General features: G+C 67.6%; 18 protein-coding genes. 1 reads left to right on the top strand and 17 read right to left on the bottom strand.

The features are described 5' to 3' along the window. Nucleotides 1–185: 185 nt before the first annotated feature. The gene (murA, locus tag DQP56_RS16930) at nucleotides 186–1,439 is read right to left on the bottom strand and encodes a UDP-N-acetylglucosamine 1-carboxyvinyltransferase (RefSeq protein WP_112687346.1); all 1,254 of its coding nucleotides are present in this window, start codon (nucleotides 1,437–1,439) and stop codon (nucleotides 186–188) included. Nucleotides 1,440–1,540: 101 nt separating this feature from the next. Here murA and DQP56_RS16925 point away from each other — a divergent pair, with 101 nt between their 5' ends. Next, a complete protein-coding gene (locus tag DQP56_RS16925; protein ID WP_112687344.1) occupies nucleotides 1,541–2,131 on the top strand; it encodes a cob(I)yrinic acid a,c-diamide adenosyltransferase in 591 nt (196 codons plus the stop codon). 36 nt (nucleotides 2,132–2,167) lie between these two features. Here DQP56_RS16925 and DQP56_RS16920 read toward each other — a convergent pair whose 3' ends face one another. The 16 genes from DQP56_RS16920 to rho all read right to left on the bottom strand — a co-directional run. After that, nucleotides 2,168–2,611 (bottom strand): DUF2550 domain-containing protein, encoded by a 444-nt coding sequence (locus DQP56_RS16920; protein WP_112687342.1) that lies wholly within the window; start codon nucleotides 2,609–2,611, stop codon nucleotides 2,168–2,170. 14 nt (nucleotides 2,612–2,625) lie between these two features. Next, on the bottom strand, nucleotides 2,626–2,991 hold the full coding sequence (locus tag DQP56_RS16915; RefSeq protein ID WP_112687340.1) for a F0F1 ATP synthase subunit epsilon: 366 nt from the start codon (nucleotides 2,989–2,991) through the stop codon (nucleotides 2,626–2,628). A gap of 34 nt (nucleotides 2,992–3,025) precedes the next feature. Then, the gene (gene atpD / locus DQP56_RS16910; protein WP_112687338.1) at nucleotides 3,026–4,456 is read right to left on the bottom strand and encodes a F0F1 ATP synthase subunit beta; all 1,431 of its coding nucleotides are present in this window, start codon (nucleotides 4,454–4,456) and stop codon (nucleotides 3,026–3,028) included. 33 nt (nucleotides 4,457–4,489) lie between these two features. After that, nucleotides 4,490–5,413 (bottom strand): F0F1 ATP synthase subunit gamma, encoded by a 924-nt coding sequence (locus DQP56_RS16905; protein ID WP_112687336.1) that lies wholly within the window; start codon nucleotides 5,411–5,413, stop codon nucleotides 4,490–4,492. A 7-nt stretch (nucleotides 5,414–5,420) separates the two neighbouring features. Continuing rightward, nucleotides 5,421–7,070, bottom strand: a complete 1,650-nt coding sequence (atpA, locus tag DQP56_RS16900) for a F0F1 ATP synthase subunit alpha (RefSeq protein ID WP_112687334.1) — start codon at nucleotides 7,068–7,070, stop codon at nucleotides 5,421–5,423. Between the two features lie 45 nt (nucleotides 7,071–7,115). Further along, complete coding sequence (locus tag DQP56_RS16895; RefSeq protein WP_112687332.1) at nucleotides 7,116–8,453, bottom strand: F0F1 ATP synthase subunit B/delta; 1,338 nt, start codon at nucleotides 8,451–8,453, stop codon at nucleotides 7,116–7,118. A gap of 8 nt (nucleotides 8,454–8,461) precedes the next feature. Then, nucleotides 8,462–8,995: a F0F1 ATP synthase subunit B gene (locus DQP56_RS16890; protein ID WP_083038665.1), complete on the bottom strand. Its 534-nt coding sequence runs from the start codon at nucleotides 8,993–8,995 to the stop codon at nucleotides 8,462–8,464. A gap of 9 nt (nucleotides 8,996–9,004) precedes the next feature. Beyond that, a complete protein-coding gene (locus DQP56_RS16885; RefSeq protein ID WP_011893196.1) occupies nucleotides 9,005–9,250 on the bottom strand; it encodes a F0F1 ATP synthase subunit C in 246 nt (81 codons plus the stop codon). Nucleotides 9,251–9,317: 67 nt separating this feature from the next. Then, nucleotides 9,318–10,076 carry a F0F1 ATP synthase subunit A gene (gene atpB, locus DQP56_RS16880; RefSeq protein WP_013828244.1) on the bottom strand — a complete coding sequence of 253 codons (759 nt, stop codon included), beginning with the start codon at nucleotides 10,074–10,076 and terminating at the stop codon, nucleotides 9,318–9,320. Nucleotides 10,077–10,078: 2 nt separating this feature from the next. Further along, entirely contained in the window at nucleotides 10,079–10,534 is a 456-nt protein-coding gene (locus DQP56_RS16875) for an ATP synthase subunit I (protein WP_083038663.1), read from the bottom strand. A 115-nt stretch (nucleotides 10,535–10,649) separates the two neighbouring features. Next, nucleotides 10,650–11,828, bottom strand: coding sequence for a glycosyltransferase family 4 protein (locus tag DQP56_RS16870; RefSeq protein ID WP_205868901.1), 1,179 nt, complete (start codon nucleotides 11,826–11,828; stop codon nucleotides 10,650–10,652). Next, nucleotides 11,825–12,484, bottom strand: coding sequence for an L-threonylcarbamoyladenylate synthase (locus DQP56_RS16865; protein ID WP_112687330.1), 660 nt, complete (start codon nucleotides 12,482–12,484; stop codon nucleotides 11,825–11,827). Before DQP56_RS16865 ends, DQP56_RS16870 begins: the two co-directional genes overlap by 4 nt. Continuing rightward, nucleotides 12,481–13,323 (bottom strand): peptide chain release factor N(5)-glutamine methyltransferase, encoded by an 843-nt coding sequence (gene prmC / locus DQP56_RS16860; protein ID WP_112687328.1) that lies wholly within the window; start codon nucleotides 13,321–13,323, stop codon nucleotides 12,481–12,483. The genes DQP56_RS16865 and prmC overlap by 4 nt, the downstream gene beginning before the upstream one ends. After that, a complete protein-coding gene (gene prfA / locus DQP56_RS16855; RefSeq protein WP_112687326.1) occupies nucleotides 13,320–14,396 on the bottom strand; it encodes a peptide chain release factor 1 in 1,077 nt (358 codons plus the stop codon). Before prfA ends, prmC begins: the two co-directional genes overlap by 4 nt. 72 nt (nucleotides 14,397–14,468) lie before the next feature. After that, the gene (rpmE, locus tag DQP56_RS16850; RefSeq protein WP_112687324.1) at nucleotides 14,469–14,711 is read right to left on the bottom strand and encodes a 50S ribosomal protein L31; all 243 of its coding nucleotides are present in this window, start codon (nucleotides 14,709–14,711) and stop codon (nucleotides 14,469–14,471) included. 234 nt (nucleotides 14,712–14,945) lie between these two features. Then, nucleotides 14,946–16,479, bottom strand: a 1,534-nt coding sequence (rho, locus tag DQP56_RS16845; protein WP_112687322.1) for a transcription termination factor Rho, incomplete at its 5' end; no start/stop codon positions are given.

Raw genomic sequence — 16,479 nt, 5'->3', positions numbered from 1 at the left:
CGGCAAAAACAACAACAAACAAAAACCACCAAACACACTATTGAGTTCTCAAACAACACGCCCGGTTTCAGGCAACCTCGCCATTCTACTCGGTACCCGGAGTTGAGTCAACTCCGAACTTTTCGGGGCTACCAGAAGGTCTTCCAGACGGCTCGACGATCCCCGTTGCGGGGCGCCGGCCTCACCTATCTTACACGCTCGATTTCGGCGCCGAGACCGGCCAGGTACTCCACGAACAACGGGTACCCCCGATCGATGTGGTAGACGTCGTGGACTTCCGTGTCACCGTCTGCGACCAGGCCCGCAAGGACCAGACCGGCACCGGCACGGATGTCGGACGCCCACACCGGCGCACTCGAGAGCTGCGGCAGGCCGCGCACCACCGCGTGGTGTCCGTCGGTGCGGGCGTCGGCGCCCAGCCGGATCATCTCCTCGACGAACCGGAACCTCGCCTCGAAGACGTTCTCGGTGATCATCGACGTTCCGTCAGCAATCGCCGCCAGGCCGATCGCCATCGGCTGCAGATCGGTCGGGAACCCCGGGAACGGCAAGGTCGCGACATTAACGGCCTTCGGGCGGTCGTACTGGACCACCCGGAAGCCGTTGTCGTGCTGGGTGACGGTCGCCCCGGCGTCGTGCAACTTGTGCAGCACAAGTTGCAAATGGGCCGGGTCCACCCCGGTTACCGCGATGTCGCCGCGAGTCATCACCGCGGCGATGGCCCAGGTTGCGGCAACGATCCGGTCCCCGATCACCTCGTGTTCGGTCGGGTAAAGCCGCGGCACCCCGGTGATCTTCAGCGTCGGCGAACCCGCGCCCTCGATCTGCGCACCCATCTGGTTGAGCATGGTGCACAGGTCGGCGACGTCGGGCTCGCGCGCCGCGTTGTGGATGGTCGTGACGCCTTCGGCCAGCACTGCCGCCATCAAGATGTTCTCGGTGGCGCCGACCGAGGGAAACTCCAACTGGATCTCGGCGCCGTGCAGCGCCTCGGCATGCGCGACCACACACCCGTGCTCGATATTGCAGGTGGCGCCCAGCTGACGCAGGCCGGCCTGGTGCATGTCGAGCGGTCGCGATCCGATCGCGTCGCCACCCGGCAAGGCGACCTTCGCGCGCAGACAGCGGCCCACCAACGGCCCCAGCACACACACCGAGGCCCGGAACTGCCGGACCGCGGCGAAGTCGGCGTCGTACTTGGGTTCGTCAGGCGAGGTGATCCGCACCGTGGTCCCGTCGAGCTCGACGTTGGCGCCCAGGCCGCGCAGCACCTCGGCCATCAGCGGCACGTCGAGGATGTCCGGGCAATTGGTGATGGTGCTGGTGCCCTCGGCCAGCAGCGCCGCCGCCATCAGTTTGAGGACGCTGTTCTTAGCGCCGCCGACGGCCACCTCTCCGGACAGCCGGTTGCCGCCGGTAACCACGAAACGCTCACCCACGCGCGTCAGTGTAGTGACGACTGGCCGCTGACCCCGACCGAATCCCGGCGCTGAGCCCCGCCCGGCTCGCACCGGTTGTCGCGCCCGGTACGGTTTGAGCCATGGCAGTGCATATCACCCGCGTGTACACCCGCACCGGCGACGACGGCACCACGGGTTTGAGCGATTTCTCCCGGGTTCCCAAGACCGACCCGCGCCTGGTGGCCTACGCCGATGTCGAGGAGGCCAACGCCGCGATCGGTGTCGCGATCGCGCTGGGCAAGCCCGACGAATCGGTCAGCGCGACGCTGCTGCGCATCCAGAACGATCTGTTCGACGCCGGCGCCGACCTGGCCACTCCCGTGGTGGAGAACCCCAAGTACCCGCCGCTGCGCATCACCCAGGACTACATCGATCGGGTGGAGGCGTGGTGCGATGAATACAACGAGCCGCTGCCGGCGTTGAACTCGTTCATCCTGCCCGGCGGTTCGCCGCTGTCGGCGCTGCTGCACGTCGCCCGTACTGCCGCGCGCCGCGCCGAGCGGTCGGCGTGGGCGGCAGTCGAGGCGCATCCCGACGGCGTATCGGTGCTGCCGGCGAAGTACCTGAATCGGTTGTCGGACTTGATGTTCGTACTGTGCCGGGTGGCCAACGCCGACGGTGACGTGCTGTGGCAGCCGGGCGGCGAGCGCACCGACCGTCCCGAAAAGTAGGCGCCGCCGAACGATTCCGTCAGATCAACAGTCAGATCAGTAACTGTGACGGCGGGACCGGGGCGACGGGCGCGCCTCCAGCCAGGACAGAAATGCGGTGCGGGCACCGCGGTCCAGCGCTATCTCGAAACCCAGCCGACGGTCTTGGGTGGTGTCGCGCAGTTCCAGCACCACGATCTCATCGGTCATGATGTCGAATTCGTCGCCGCGTGGTGCGCGCCGCGACACCACGTCCACCCCGCGGCGTGACAGCCGGCGATCGGGCCACAGCCGTACGCTCGAGAGCCGGTAGAACGCGGCTTCGCCGCCTCGATAACGGACCACGCCGTGGCGCCAACCGTGTCCCGCTACGGCCGGCAGGTCACGCATGATCGCCGCGGTGCCGCCCTGGCGCAGTTTCCACAGCCGGTAACTCAGCGCCAGCACCGCGCCGAAAAGTAGGGCGACGAGCACGACCATGCCGATCATGGGCGTGCTCATCGGTTCACGCTCCGCTAATCGATGACACCCAGGGCGCGCAGTCGCGCACGGCCCTTGGCCGCAGTACGGGGGTCGCCGGACTGCGCATCGTGCCGGGCGGAGGCCTCATCGATCTCCTCGACGAAGTCCACCGACTCTGCGAGGATGCTCACCCCTTCTTCGGTGACCGACAGGAACCCGCCGTGGATCGCGATGCGCAGGTCGTCCTCGTCCTGGCGCTCCACCTTCACCATCGCGTCGTCGACCAGCTGGGCGACCAGCGGGATGTGACGCGGGTAGATCCCGATCTCACCGACGGTGGTGCGGGTGAAGATGAACGTCGCCTTGCCCGACCACACCTTGCGATCGACCGCGACGATGTCGACGTCAATCTCTGCCACTACCCACCGCCTTTCGCGGTCAAAGGATTTCGTGTCACAGCTTGGCGCCCAGGCTCTCGGCCTTCTTAGCCAGGTCGTCGAGACCACCGATCAGGAAGAACGCCTGCTCGGGCAGGTGGTCGAAGTCACCCTTGGTCAGCCGGTCGAAGGCCTCGATGGTCTCCTTGAGCGGCACCGTCGAGCCGGGCTGGCCGGTGAACTGCTCGGCTGCCATCATATTCTGGCTCAGGAACCGCTCGATGCGCCGCGCTCGGTTAACCAGCTGCTTGTCCTCCTCGGACAGCTCGTCGATACCGAGGATGGCGATGATGTCCTGCAGGTCCTTGTAACGCTGCAGGATTCGGATGACCTCCTGGGCGACCCGGTAGTGGTCGTCGCCGACGACGGCGGGGTCCAGAATGGTCGAGCTCGACGCCAGCGGGTCCACCGCCGGGAAGATGCCCTTGGAGAACACCGCGCGGGAAAGCTCGGTGGTGGCGTCCAGGTGCGCGAACGTGGTGGCCGGCGCCGGGTCGGTGTAGTCGTCGGCAGGCACGTACACGGCCTGCATCGACGTGATGGACCGGCCGCGGGTCGAGGTGATCCGCTCCTGCAGCTCGCCCATCTCGTCGGCCAGGGTCGGCTGGTAACCCACCGCCGAGGGCATCCGGCCCAGCAGGGTCGACACCTCGGAGCCGGCTTGCGTGAACCGGAAGATGTTGTCGATGAACAACAGCACGTCCTGGCCGGCCTCGTCGCGGAACCACTCGGCCATGGTCAGCGCCGACAGCGCCACCCGCATACGGGTGCCCGGCGGCTCGTCCATCTGACCGAACACCAGGGCGGTGTCCTTGAGCACGTTGGCGTCCTCGAGCTCGACCCACAGGTCGTTGCCCTCACGGGTGCGCTCCCCCACACCGGCGAACACCGAGGTGCCACCGAAGTTGCGGGCGATGCGGTTGATCATCTCCTGGATCAACACGGTCTTGCCCACACCTGCACCACCGAACAGGGCGATCTTGCCGCCCCGCACGTACGGGGTGAGCAGGTCGACGACCTTCAGCCCGGTCTCGAGCATCTCGGTGCGCGGTTCGAGCTCGTTGAAGGCCGGCGGCTTGCGGTGGATGCCCCAGTGTTCGAAGTCCTCGCCGTAGCCGGGCTTGTCCAGGCAGTGGCCCAGCGCGTTGAACACGTGGCCCTTGACCTCGTGGCCGACCGGCACCGAGATCGCCGCACCGGTGTCGGTCACCTCCACGCCGCGCACCAGGCCGTCGGTGGGCTGCATCGAGATGCAGCGCACCAGGTTGTCGCCAAGGTGCTGAGCTACCTCGAGGGTCAGCGTCTTGGCCAGCTCCTCGAAGGTGATGTCGGCGTGCAGCGCGTTGAACAGCTCGGGCACCGCGCCCCGGGGGAACTCGACGTCGACGACGGGGCCGGTCACGCGCACCACGCGGCCGGCGGTTGTCTTGTCAGCGGTAACAGTCATTATCTTCTTCGCTTCCTAGTGCTTAGCGGGGGCTTACCGGGCGGCGTCGGCGAGGGCGTTCGCACCACCGACGATTTCGCTGATTTCCTGGGTGATTTGGGCCTGGCGCTCGCGGTTGGCCTCCAGTGTCAACGCCTTGATCAAGTCGTCGGCGTTGTCGGTCGCCGACTTCATTGCGCGCTGGCGTGAGGCCAGCTCCGATGCCGCCGAGTCCAGCAACGCCGCGTACACGCGGGTGGTCAGATACCGCGGCAGCAGCGATTCGAACAGTGTGGTGGCGTCCGGCTCGAACGAGTACAGCGTCCGAGGACCGCTCTCCTCGCCGACGTACTCCACCAGCATCGGAGCGATCCGGCGCGCTTCGGCCGACTGCGACAGCATCGAGCGGAAATCGGTTGCCACGACGTGCAACTCGTCGACGCCGAGCACCCCGTCGGCGCCCGGGTCGTTGCCCTCGTCGTCGACTCCGGACATGAACGCGTCGACCAGCGTCGCAGCGATCTCAGCGGCATTCTCGTACGTCGGCTGCTCGGAGAAACCGGTCCATGAGGCGGTGATGTCCCAGTTCCGGAACGCGTAGTAGGCCAGTGCCTTTCGGCCCACGACGTAGAGGACCGGCTCCTTGCCCTCCGAGCGCAGCAGTGCGAAAAGCTCCTCGGCGCGACGGAAGACGTTGGCGTTGTAGCCGCCACACAGGCCGCGGTCACTCGAGACCACCAGCACCCCCGCCCGCGTCCGCTCCTCGCGCTCGACCAGCAGGGGGTGATCCAGGGCCGCCTCGGCGGCCAATGTCGTGAGCATCCGGGTGATCTCGTCGGCGTACGGCCGCGCCGTTTCGAGCCGGGCCTGCGCCCGGCCGATACGCGAGGTGGCGATCAGCTCCTGGGCTTTGGTGATCTTCTTGATCGACCCGGCCGAGCGGATTCGCCCGCGTAGTTCCCGAAGTGTGGCTGCCATTGCGGAACTACTTCTTCTTCGCCGGCGCGGCCCTGCGGACCTGCACCGCTTCCTTGCCGAGCTGGTCCTCGTCGAGCGCCTCCACGCGTTCGTCGGGCACCACCGAACTGCCGTCGGTGGCCGCGAAGCCCTTCTTGAACTGGTTGATGACCTCGACCAGCTTCTCGCTGGCCTCATCCGAGAGCTTCTTGGACTCGCGGATCCCGCTCAGCAGCTCGCCCTCGGAGGCCCGGATGTGGTCGAGCAGCTCACTTTCAAAGCGGCTCACGTCCTCGACCGGCACCGAGTCCAGGTGCCCTTCGGTGCCCAGGAAGATCGAGACCACCTGCTCCTCGACGGGCATCGGCGCGAACTGCGGCTGCTTGAGCAGCTCCACCAGGCGGGCACCGCGGTCCAGCTGCGCCTTGCTGGTGGCGTCCAGGTCGGAGGCGAAGGCCGCGAAGGCCTCCAGCTCGCGGTACTGCGACAGGTCCAGCCGCAGCGAGCCGGCCACCTCCTTCATGGCCTTGATCTGCGCGGCACCACCGACGCGGGACACCGACACACCGACGTTGATGGCCGGGCGCACACCCTGGTTGAACAGGTCGCTCTCCAGGAAGCACTGGCCGTCGGTGATCGAGATGACGTTGGTCGGGATGTAGGCCGAGATGTCGTTGGCCTTGGTCTCGATGATCGGCAGGCCGGTCAGCGAACCACCGCCGAGCTCGTCGGAGAGCTTCGCGCAACGCTCCAGCAGCCGCGAGTGCAGGTAGAACACGTCACCCGGGTAGGCCTCGCGGCCCGGCGGACGGCGCAGCAGCAGCGAAATGGCGCGGTAGGCCTCGGCCTGCTTGGTCAGGTCGTCGAACACGATCAGCACGTGCTTGCCCTGGTACATCCAGTGCTGGGCGATCGCCGAACCGGTGTAGGGCGCCAGCCATTTGAAGCCGGCGGAGTCCGACGCCGGGGCGGCGACGATCGTGGTGTAGTCCATGGCGCCGCCCTCTTCCAGCGCGCGGCGCACGCTGGCGATGGTGGTGCCCTTCTGGCCGATCGCGACGTACACGCAGCGGACCTGCTGCTTGGGGTCGCCGGTCTCCCAGTTCTGACGCTGGTTGAGGATCGTGTCGACGCAGAGCGCGGTCTTGCCGGTCTTGCGGTCGCCGATGATGAGCTGGCGCTGGCCGCGGCCGATCGGCGTCATGGCGTCGACGGCCTTGACCCCGGTCTGCAGCGGCTCGGACACGCTCTGGCGCTGCACCACCGAGGGAGCCTGCATCTCCAGCGGACGGCGGGTCTCGGACTCGATCTCGCCTCGGGCGTCGATCGGCTGGCCGAGGGGGTTGACCACGCGACCGAGGAAGCCGTCACCCACCGGCACCGAGAGGACCTCACCGGTGCGTTTGACCTGCTGGCCCTGCTCGATGTTCTCGAAGTCGCCCAGGATCACCGTGCCGACGCTGTGCTCGTCGAGGTTGAGCGCAACGCCCAGCACCCCGCCGGGGAACTCGAGGAGCTCCTGGGTCATGACCGAAGGCAGGCCTTCGACGTGTGCGATGCCGTCACCGGCGTCGATGACGGTGCCGACCTCCTCGCGCGCGGTGTCGGCGCTGAAGGAGCCCACGTACTCCTCGATCGCCCCCTGAATGTCGTCAGCGGAGATTGTCAACTCTGCCATGGCTTTTCGTCTTCCTGCCTCTTGGTGATGAATCTAGGTTTTTGGTCAGTCGGGCAATTGCGTCTTTGCGGCGGCCAGGCGCGAGGACAGCGTCCCGTCGATCACCTCGTCGCCGACGGAGATCGCCAGCCCGCCCAACAGTTCGGGGTCGACACCGACCTGCACCCGCACCGGGTGGCTGTAGATCCGGCTCAGCACGGTGTTGAGCCGGGAGCGCTGGGCGTCGCTGAGTTCGGCGGCCGCCCCGACGTGCGCCACCACTTCGCCGCGGCGTGCCACCGCGATCTGGGCGAGTTCGGTGATCGCCTGCTGCGCGGACTGACCGCGCAGCAGCCGGACCGTCTGCTCCAGCAGCGCGGTGGTGATCGAGTTCGCACCACTGCCGCCACCGATGACGTTGCGCACCAGCCCGACTCGGCCGGCGGCCGGCGTTGCGGTGTCGCTGAGCAGCGTGTCCAGCCGGGGCTGGGCGTCGAGGATGCGGGAGAACCGGAACAGCTGATCTTCCACCTCGTCGAGGCTGTCCGCGCGTTCGGCAGACAGCAGCAGCGCCTGCCGTGCAACGTGTTCGGTCGCCGCGATGAGGTCGCCATCGTTGGACCAACGGGCCGAGGCGGCGTCGGAGACCAGCGTCAGGGCCGGATCACCGATCTTGCCGGAGAACAACCGCTGCACCAGACGAACCTTCGGAGCGGGGTCTTCGGTCGGCGCCGTCAGGTGCCGTGCCACCACGGTCTCGCGCTCCAACACCTCGGCGACCGCGGTGAGGTCACTGGCCAGCGCGGTCAGCCCCTGCTCATCGAGGCTGTCTGCCACCGTGTCGAACTTGTCCAGCAGGCCCTTGAGGGCCGCCCGGCTGGCGGAGCGCATGCGGGCCAGAATCGGTGACTCGACCTCGACCGACTTCGGCGCCATCGCATCGAGTTCGTCGAGGAACCGGTCGACGGTTGCGGCCTGGCGTTGCGGGTCGGCGACGTGGTCGCGAACCAGCTCGGCCGCCCGCTGGACCGCTTCGGCCCCGAGGCCGGCACGCAGTTCGCGAATCAGCTGCGCACGCATCAGGCCCACCTGCTGGCCGCCGGCGGACTTGACGCGCTCCGCTTCGACGCCGGCCTGTCCGCGCAGTTGCTCAGCGATCCGCTCAGCGTCGGTGCGGGCTTCGGCGGTCACCCGCTGCGACTCGGTCTCAGCGTTGGCGATCGCAGTGGCGTGCGCCTGGCCGGCCTCGGTCAGCCGGGCAGCGGCCGCAGCGGCCTCCTCCAGCTGGCGACGCACCGACTCCTGCTGGTCCGCCATCAGTCGGCGCACCGGCGGAAACACAAACTTGACCAGCAACCAGACGATGACGGCAAAGCCGACCAGCTGCCCGATGAATGTCGACATCTCTGTTGCTACCGCCCCGTGTTCGCCGCGGAGAGTGTCTCGGCCTCGACGCCGAGAATCCGACCGGCCAGTGTGGCTGACAGGGTCGCCACCCGGGCCTGCAACTGCTCACTCACCGCATTGCCTTCCTGCTTGAGTTGCTCGTTGGCGGCCTGCAACGTGGTTGCCACCTCCGCCTCCGCCGCCGACCGCTGCTCGTCGATGGCCTTGCGGCCCTCGGCTCGAGCCTCGTCGCGCACCGTCGTCGCCTCCAGGCGCGCAGCCGCCATCTGCTTCTCGTAGTCCGCCTCGGCGGCCGCGAACTGCTCGGCTGACTCCCGGTTGTCGGCGAGAGTCTTGGTGACCATGTTGTCGCGCTCCCGCAACACCCTCATGATCGGCGGCACCACGAAGGTGCCGATCACACCGAGCACGACCAAGAAAATGCCCAGCACGACGAAGAAGGTGCCGTTGGGAAGCAGGAAGTTGGCGGTCTCGCCTTCCTCAGCCCCCGCGGCGACCTGGCGGGTCGCGGCCAGGACGACGACGCTCATGTCACCCATAGGAGCGGACTAACCGACCGGAGTGGCGAAGACGAACAGCGCCATAAACGCGAGGTTGATGAAGTAGGCCGCCTCGACCAGACCGACGGTGATGAAGAACGGGGTGAACAGCCGGCCCTGCGCCTCGGGCTGCCGCGCGATTCCGGAGATCAGGGCGTTACCCGCGATGCCGTCACCGATACCGGCACCGATCGCGCCACCGGCCATGATGAGGCCACCGCCGATGAGGGCGCCGGCCGCGATTGTGGGGTCCATACTTTTCCTCCTTGCTAGCTGGTAGTTCTCTACCAGGTCTTTGTTGTGGTGTCAGGCTTGCTGGTTACTAGTGGTCTGCATGTTCGTCCATCTCCATCGCCTGCGCGAAGTACAAGATGGTCAGCAGCGCGAAGATGAAGGCCTGGATCAGACCGACGAACAAGTCGAACGCTTTCCATATCGCGTTGGGCGCCCACATGATGTAGGGCGGGAACATCGCGATCAGCGCGACCAGGATGCCGCCGGCGAAGATGTTGCCGAAAAGTCGCAGCGACAGCGAAACCGGCTTGGCGATCTCCTCGACCAGGTTGATCGGAGCCAGGATGGCCACGTGCCCCTTGAGCACCCGCCACGGGTGGCCCAGGAAGCCGCGGCGCCAGAACCCGGCCAGGTGGTAGCAGAAGAACACGAACATGGCCAACGCCAACACGTAGTTGATGTCGGAGGCAGGCGGGGCGAAAAGTTCCTTGGTTCCGGAGGCATCCGAGTACTGCACGGGGAACACCCCCATCCAGTTGGACACCAGGATGAACACGAAGATGGTCACGGCCAGCGGCAACACGAACGGGGCGATCCGCATGCCGATCGCACCCTCGATCTGATTGCGCATCTGAACGGTGATCGCCTCGAAGAACAACTGGACACCGCCGGGAACCCCGGTCGAGGTGACCTTGGCCCGCAGATAGAACGCCAACGCGATGACGACCACAGCGGCGATAGCGCTGGAGGTGATCGTGTCGATGTTGACGGTCCCGAGCACCGGCCAGACGGCGGTCTCGTGGTGGCCGACTTCGATCGCGGCCTCGGCCAGGGTGGTCTCGATCATCGCTACTGTGCAGTCCCTTCCGTGCCAAGAGCATCTGAGCCGGCCGCTGCTTCGCTGCGCAGCTTCTTCATCACCGGCAGTGCGGTGGTAGCCACCAAGAGAACCTCGAACAGCGCCAGCCCGAACAGCACACCCAGGCCCTGGGGGCGAAACAGGTAGGCGACGACCAGACCGACGACCGTGATGACCAGCAGGCGGGTCGCGGAGTTCATGGCCATCTTCGATTTCAGCGGGTGGTCTTGGGCGGTGATCGACTGAACCGAGCGGCGAATCAGCAGCGCGTTGACCAATCCGAGGGCCAGCCCGAAGCCGAAGAACGCCCCGAACATCACATGACCGAGCCCGGCCGCGGCCAACGTCGCCACCGCAGTCAGCGCGATGCAAATGAGCAGCAGCCGAATCGGCTGGAATACCACCGACGGCAACACCAACGGCGCGTCCTGCGCTGGTGTCGTCACCGCCTCACCCCAATCTCGACTTGCTCTGCATCACTGTCGTGAAGTTGCCCGCCGAGCGTATCGGATGCCCGATCGCGCTGCGGAACCACCTACAACACCATCTTAGACGGTGCTACTACCGCGTGTCGTAGGGGCTGTTCTCCAGTCCGTCACCGCGACGCAGCAGCGGGATGAGCGTAACGACAATCGCGATGAGCATCGCACCCAGCATCACCGCCCCGGTGTAGCGCGGGTCGAAGAAGATCGTTCCGGCCGCGCCGAAGGCGACGATCGCCGTCCACAAGTAGATCAGCAGCACCACGCGGCGCTCGGTGTGACCGATCTGCAGCAGCCGGTGGTGCAGATGCATCTTGTCCGGGCTGAACGGGCTACGTCCGGCACGGGTGCGACGGATGATCGCCAGCAGCACATCCAGCGCGGGTACGCAGACCACGGCCGCTACCAGCAGGAACGGCGCCAGCAGCCCGAAGACGTCACGGGCGCCGTAGGCGGTTTGCGAGATCGGGCCGGCGGCGGTGGTCGACGCCGCGGCCAGCATCAGACCGATCAGCATCGATCCCGAGTCGCCCATGAAGATCTTCGCGGGGCTGAAATTGTGTGGGAGAAAACCCAGGCAGGCCCCGGCCAGTACCACCGAGATCAACGCGGGCGGGTAGAACAGCACGTCGCCACCGTGGTCTTGCAGCACGCCGACCGAGAACATGCAGATCGCCAGCGCGGTGATCAATCCGAGGCCGGCGGCCAAGCCGTCGAGCCCGTCCACGAAGTTCATCGCGTTGACGATCGAGACCGTCAGCGCCAGGGTGAGCAGGATCGATGAGACCTGATCGAGCACCACCGTGCCGACGCCGCCGATCGGGATGTAGAGCACACTCCACGCGACGCCCATGGTGACCAGCACGCTGGCGGCGGTGATCTGGCCGGCGAACTTGGTCAGCGCGTCCAGGCCCCATTTGTCGTCGAGCAGGCCGATACCCATGATCACCCCGCCGGCCAGCACCACCGCCGGCATGCCGGTGGAGTAGACGAAGCCGCGGGTCAGCGCGGGCAGCTGCGATGCCAGGAAGATCGCGGCGACGATGCCGACGTACATCGCCAGCCCGCCCATCCGCGGGGTCGGCTGCACATGCACATCGCGTTCGCGCGGGTAGGCGACCGCACCGATCCGGGTGGCCAGCCAGCGGACCGGCCCGGTGGTGAAGTAGGTGATGATCGCGGCGGTCAAGCCGACCAGCGCGAGTTCCCGCAGCGGTACGCCGGCACCACGGTCGGCCAGCGCCAGCAGGCTGGTCACGGCGCCCCCGTCAGCGCCGCCGGGTCCTGCCCCAGCACCGCACCGACCTGCTCGGCCGAGACCGGGCCGGTGCGCACGATGCGCGGTGCGGGTCCGGTCAGGTCGACGATCGTGGATGCTTCGCCCTGTTCGGCGGCGCCCGCGTCGAGGTAGACATCCACGGTCTCGCCGAGTTGCCGGTGCGCTGCTGCGGCGTCCACGGCCGGCGCGCCACCGGAGATGTTGGCGCTGGACACCGCCATGGGGCCCACGGCCGTGAGCACTTCCAGGGCCACCGGGTGCAGTGGCATGCGCACCATGACGGTGCCGCGGGCGTCGCCGAGGTCCCAGTGCAGTGACGGCGCCTGGTTGACGATCACGCTGAGCGCGCCCGGCCAGAATGCGCGGATCAGCTCGCGGGCGGTGTCGGGCACCACCAGGGCCAACCCGTCAATGGAGTGCCACGAGCCGACCAGCACGCCCACCGGCATGTCGCGGCCGCGCCGCTTGGCCGCCAGCAGCGCGGTCACCCCGGCGACGTTGAAGGCGTCGGCACCGACGCCGTAGACGGTATCGGTGGGCAGCACCGCCAAGCGGCCGCCGCGGACGGCGTCGATCGCGGCGGCGATCCCCGCCGCACGCTGGGCCGCATCGGCGCAGTCGAAAACCTCTGTCATCGTTGATCGTTCCGGACTGCCGTCACATACCGCGGCCGTCCCGTCAGGTCCGATCTGGCTATCACGTCGTCGAAACAACCGGTGCCGCGCACAGTTTCGATCGTGGCCGCCGACGTGGTGTCGTCGTGCTCGACGGCGAACAGGCCGCCGGTGCGCAGCAGCCGGGCTGCCAGGACGGCCAGCGGCGTGATCACCGACATGCCGTCCGGGCCGCCGAACAATGCGTGCGACGGATCATGCTGGGCCACCTCGGGTTCCAGTTCCGTGCCCTCGGGGATATAGGGCGGGTTGGCGACCACCAGATCGACTTGACCGTCCAGTTCCGCGAGCACACCCGGAGTGGTGACATCGGCGCGGAGCAACTCCACCGGCGTATCTGCACAGTTGCCCCGGGCGTAGTTCAGTGCCGACTCGGAGTCGTCGACCGCGAGTACTCGGGCACCGGGCCGTGCGCGGGACAATGCGATCGCCAGGGCACCGGAGCCGGTACAGGCGTCGACGATCACCGGGCGCAGGCGAAGTGGTTGCGCCAGCGCCCATTCGAGCATCGCCTCGGTTTCCGGTCGCGGGATGAACACGCCGGGCCCGACCTGCAGCGTCTCCGGGCCGAACGCCGCGGTCCCGATCAGGTGCTGCAACGGGATCCGGGAACTGCGGGCGGCGACCAGTTCCCGGTAGCGCCCGAAGAACTCGTCGTCGGGTGGGTCCAGCAGCGCCAGCCGGCCGCGTTGCGTACCGGCGGCATGAGCGGCGAGTTCTTCGGCGTCGTAGCGGGCCGACTCGATTCCGGCATCGACGAAAAGCGCAGCAGCAGAGTCGATCGCGTCCCGGAGATTCACGACGTCCCCTGCAACCGGGTTTCTTTGTCGGCGGCGGCCAGCGCGTCGAACATCGCGTCAAGATCCCCGTCGAGAACCTGGTCGAGGTTGTGCGCCTTGTAGCCGATGCGGTGGTCGGTGATCCGGTTCTCCGGGAAGTTGTAGGTGCGGATGCGCTCGCTGCGGTCCACGGTACGGATCTGGCTGGCCCGGTCGGCCGAGGCGTCAGCCTGTGCCTGTTCCTCGGCGAGTGCCTGCAGCCGGGCCGCCAGCACCTGCAGTGCGCGGGCCTTGTTCTGCAGCTGGGACCGCTCGTTCTGGCACGTCACGACGATCCCGGTCGGCAGGTGGGTGAGGCGCACCGCGGAGTCGGTGGTGTTGACCCCCTGGCCGCCCTTGCCGGAGGACCGGTAGACGTCGATGCGCAGGTCCGACTCGTCGATGGCCACTTCGGCGATCTCTTCGGGCTCGGGGTAGACCAGCACCCCGGCCGCCGAGGTGTGGACGCGGCCCTGCGACTCGGTGACCGGCACGCGCTGGACCCGGTGGACGCCGCCCTCGAACTTCATCTTCGACCACACACCGTCGGCGCTGTCGCCCTTGCTGGCGATGGTGATCGTGGCGTCCTTGTAGCCGCCGAGATCCGACGTGGTCTCGTCGAGCACCGTCACCTTCCAGCCGTGGCGCTCTGCGTAGCGGATGTACATCCGGGCCAGGTCGGCGGCGAACAGCGCCGACTCCTCGCCGCCCTCGCCGGATTTGACCTCGAGCACGATGTCGTCGGCGTCGTGGGGGTCGCGTGGCGCGAGCATGTCGGTGAGCGTGGTGTCCAGTTCGGCGACCCGGGCTTCGAGCTCGGGCACCTCCGCGGCGAACGACGCGTCGTCGGCGGCGAGTTCGCGAGCGGCTTCCAGGTCACCGCGGGCCGACTCGAGCTTGCGGTGGGTGGCGATGATCGGCGCCAGTTGGGCAAACCGGCGGCCGGCCCGGCGGGCCTCGACCGGATCGTTGTGCAGTTCGGGGTCGGCGAGCTGAGTTTCCAGCGCGGCGTGTTCGGCCAGCAGGGCATCGATCGCCTGCATGCTGCGGGTCATCTCACCTCCATCCCCGAACGCAAGCCGACGCCCGGGCGACGTGCTGGCACGTTCCGGGCGTCGGTGAGGAAGCTACTTGTCGGCGGATTCCGCTGCGTCGGCTGCGGCCTTGCGCTTGCCGTAGCGCTTCTCGAAGCGGGCGACCCGGCCACCGCTGTCCAGGATCTTCTGCTTGCCGGTGTAGAACGGGTGGCACTGCGAGCAGACCTCGACCACGATGTGGCCGCTCTCCTTGGTGCTGCGGGTGGTGAAGCTGTTGCCGCAACCGCAGACCACGGTGGTCTCGCCGTAGGTCGGGTGAATGCCAGTTTTCATGGTGTCCTCTTCGATCGTGGGTCGCCGGGTCGCCCCGCCCGTGGGCTGGACGTGAACCGGAACCTGAGGTGTTCGATTATGCCAGCTGCGCTGGCACTCCCCCAAAACGCCGGGAAGGTCATGCGCATTCCGCGGGGCCGGCCCGCGGGCTGGGGTCCCCGCTGAGATTGCCGCTCGGGCTGTGGTCGCATCGCAATCACGACCCTGACCGCAATGTCAGCAGGGTGCGGCGGGTCAGTCGTTGTCCATTCCCGGCGTGGTCTTGGAGACCTGGACCAGGAACTCGTAGTTGTTCTTGGTCTTGCGCAGCTGGCTCATGAGCAGGTCGATGGCCTGATGCGAGTCCAGCCCCGACAGCAACCGGCGCAGCTTGTGCACGATCGCGAACTCGTCCGGCGAGAGCAGCAGCTCGTCCTTGCGGGTGCCGGAGGGGTTGACGTCGACGGCCGGGAACACCCGGCGCTCGGCGATCTTGCGGTCCAGCTTGAGCTCGGCGTTGCCGGTGCCCTTGAACTCCTCGAAGATCACCGTGTCACCGGTGGACCCGGTTTCGACCATCGCGGTGGCGATGATGGTCAGCGAGCCGCCGTCCTCGATGTTGCGCGCGGCGCCCAGGAACCGCTTGGGCGGGTAGAGCGCGGTGGAGTCCACACCACCGGACAGGATGCGGCCCGACGCCGGGGAGGCGTTGTTGTAGGCCCGCCCCAGTCGGGTGATCGAATCCAGCAGCACCACGACGTCCTTGCCCTGCTCGACCAGGCGCTTGGCCCGCTCGATAGCCAGTTCGGCGGCCTGGGTGTGATCCGACGGCGGCCGGTCGAAGGTGGAGGCGATGACCTCACCCTTGACCGAGCGCTGCATGTCGGTGACTTCCTCGGGCCGCTCGTCGACCAGCACCACCATCAGGTGGCACTCCGGGTTGTTGCGGGTGATCGCGTTGGCGATGTCCTGCATGATCGTGGTCTTACCGGCCTTGGGCGGCGACACGATCAGCGCGCGCTGCCCCTTGCCGATCGGCATGATCAGGTCGATGACACGGGTGGTCAGCTTCTCGCTCGAGGTCTCCAAACGCAGCCGCTGGTTGGGGTACAGCGGGGTCAGCTTGGAGAATTCGGGGCGCTTCTTGGCGTCCTCGACGGGCCCGCCGTTGACGGAGTCCAACCGCACCAGCGGGTTGAACTTCTGCCGTTGGTTGGGCTGCTCGCCGTCGCGGGGCACCCGCACGGCGCCGGTCACCGCGTCGCCGCGGCGCAGCCCGTTCTTGCGGACCATGTTCATCGAGACGTAGACGTCATTCGGGCCGGCCAGGTAGCCGGAGGTGCGCACGAACGCGTAGTTGTCCAGCACGTCGAGGATGCCGGCCACCGGCTGGACGACGTCGTCCTCGCGCAGCTCGGTGTCGCCGCCTTCACCGCCGCGTTCGCCCCGGCGCCGCCGGTCACGGAACCGGCGGCCGCGCCGACCGCCGCGCCCGTCGTCGTCATCGGCGTTCTGCTGGCCCTGCTGGCCGCGGTTCTGCTCGTCGCCCCTGCCCTGATCGCCCTTGCTCTGGTCGCCTTTGCCCTGGTCGCCCTTGGCCTGATCGCCCTTGCCCCCAGCGGCGTCGTCGGACTTGGCGCCGTCGCCGCGGCCACCGGTCTGCTCGGCCTTCTCCTCGGGCTTGTCCTGTTTGTCCTGCTTGTTGCCGTCGCCCTGCTTGGTGGCCTCGCCCTGCTTACGGGGCTCGCCCTTGTCCTGGTCTGCCCCGTCGGCGGCGGGTGCGCCGGTC

Source organism: Mycolicibacter senuensis (genome assembly GCF_003284925.1).
Taxonomy (GTDB): Bacteria; Actinomycetota; Actinomycetes; order Mycobacteriales; family Mycobacteriaceae; genus Mycobacterium; species Mycobacterium algericum_A.
Note: the sequence above shows the minus strand (reverse complement) of the source record. Positions and strands in the feature narration are given on the sequence as shown.

Bases quoted from the DNA above. Each gene is read 5' to 3' on its own strand.
- DQP56_RS16865 (WP_112687330.1), bottom strand. From the start codon at position 12,484: ATGACAGAGGTTTTCGACTGCGCCGATGCGGCCCAGCGTGCGGCGGGG.
- DQP56_RS16925 (WP_112687344.1), top strand. From the start codon at position 1,541: ATGGCAGTGCATATCACCCGCGTGTACACCCGCACCGGCGACGACGGC.
- atpA (WP_112687334.1), bottom strand. From the start codon at position 7,070: ATGGCAGAGTTGACAATCTCCGCTGACGACATTCAGGGGGCGATCGAG.
- DQP56_RS16905 (WP_112687336.1), bottom strand. From the start codon at position 5,413: ATGGCAGCCACACTTCGGGAACTACGCGGGCGAATCCGCTCGGCCGGG.
- atpD (WP_112687338.1), bottom strand. From the start codon at position 4,456: ATGACTGTTACCGCTGACAAGACAACCGCCGGCCGCGTGGTGCGCGTG.
- rpmE (WP_112687324.1), bottom strand. From the start codon at position 14,711: ATGAAAACTGGCATTCACCCGACCTACGGCGAGACCACCGTGGTCTGC.
- DQP56_RS16890 (WP_083038665.1), bottom strand. From the start codon at position 8,995: ATGGGTGACATGAGCGTCGTCGTCCTGGCCGCGACCCGCCAGGTCGCC.
- DQP56_RS16885 (WP_011893196.1), bottom strand. From the start codon at position 9,250: ATGGACCCCACAATCGCGGCCGGCGCCCTCATCGGCGGTGGCCTCATC.
- prfA (WP_112687326.1), bottom strand. From the start codon at position 14,396: ATGACCCGCAGCATGCAGGCGATCGATGCCCTGCTGGCCGAACACGCC.
- atpB (WP_013828244.1), bottom strand. From the start codon at position 10,076: ATGATCGAGACCACCCTGGCCGAGGCCGCGATCGAAGTCGGCCACCAC.
- DQP56_RS16920 (WP_112687342.1), bottom strand. From the start codon at position 2,611: ATGAGCACGCCCATGATCGGCATGGTCGTGCTCGTCGCCCTACTTTTC.
- DQP56_RS16895 (WP_112687332.1), bottom strand. From the start codon at position 8,453: ATGTCGACATTCATCGGGCAGCTGGTCGGCTTTGCCGTCATCGTCTGG.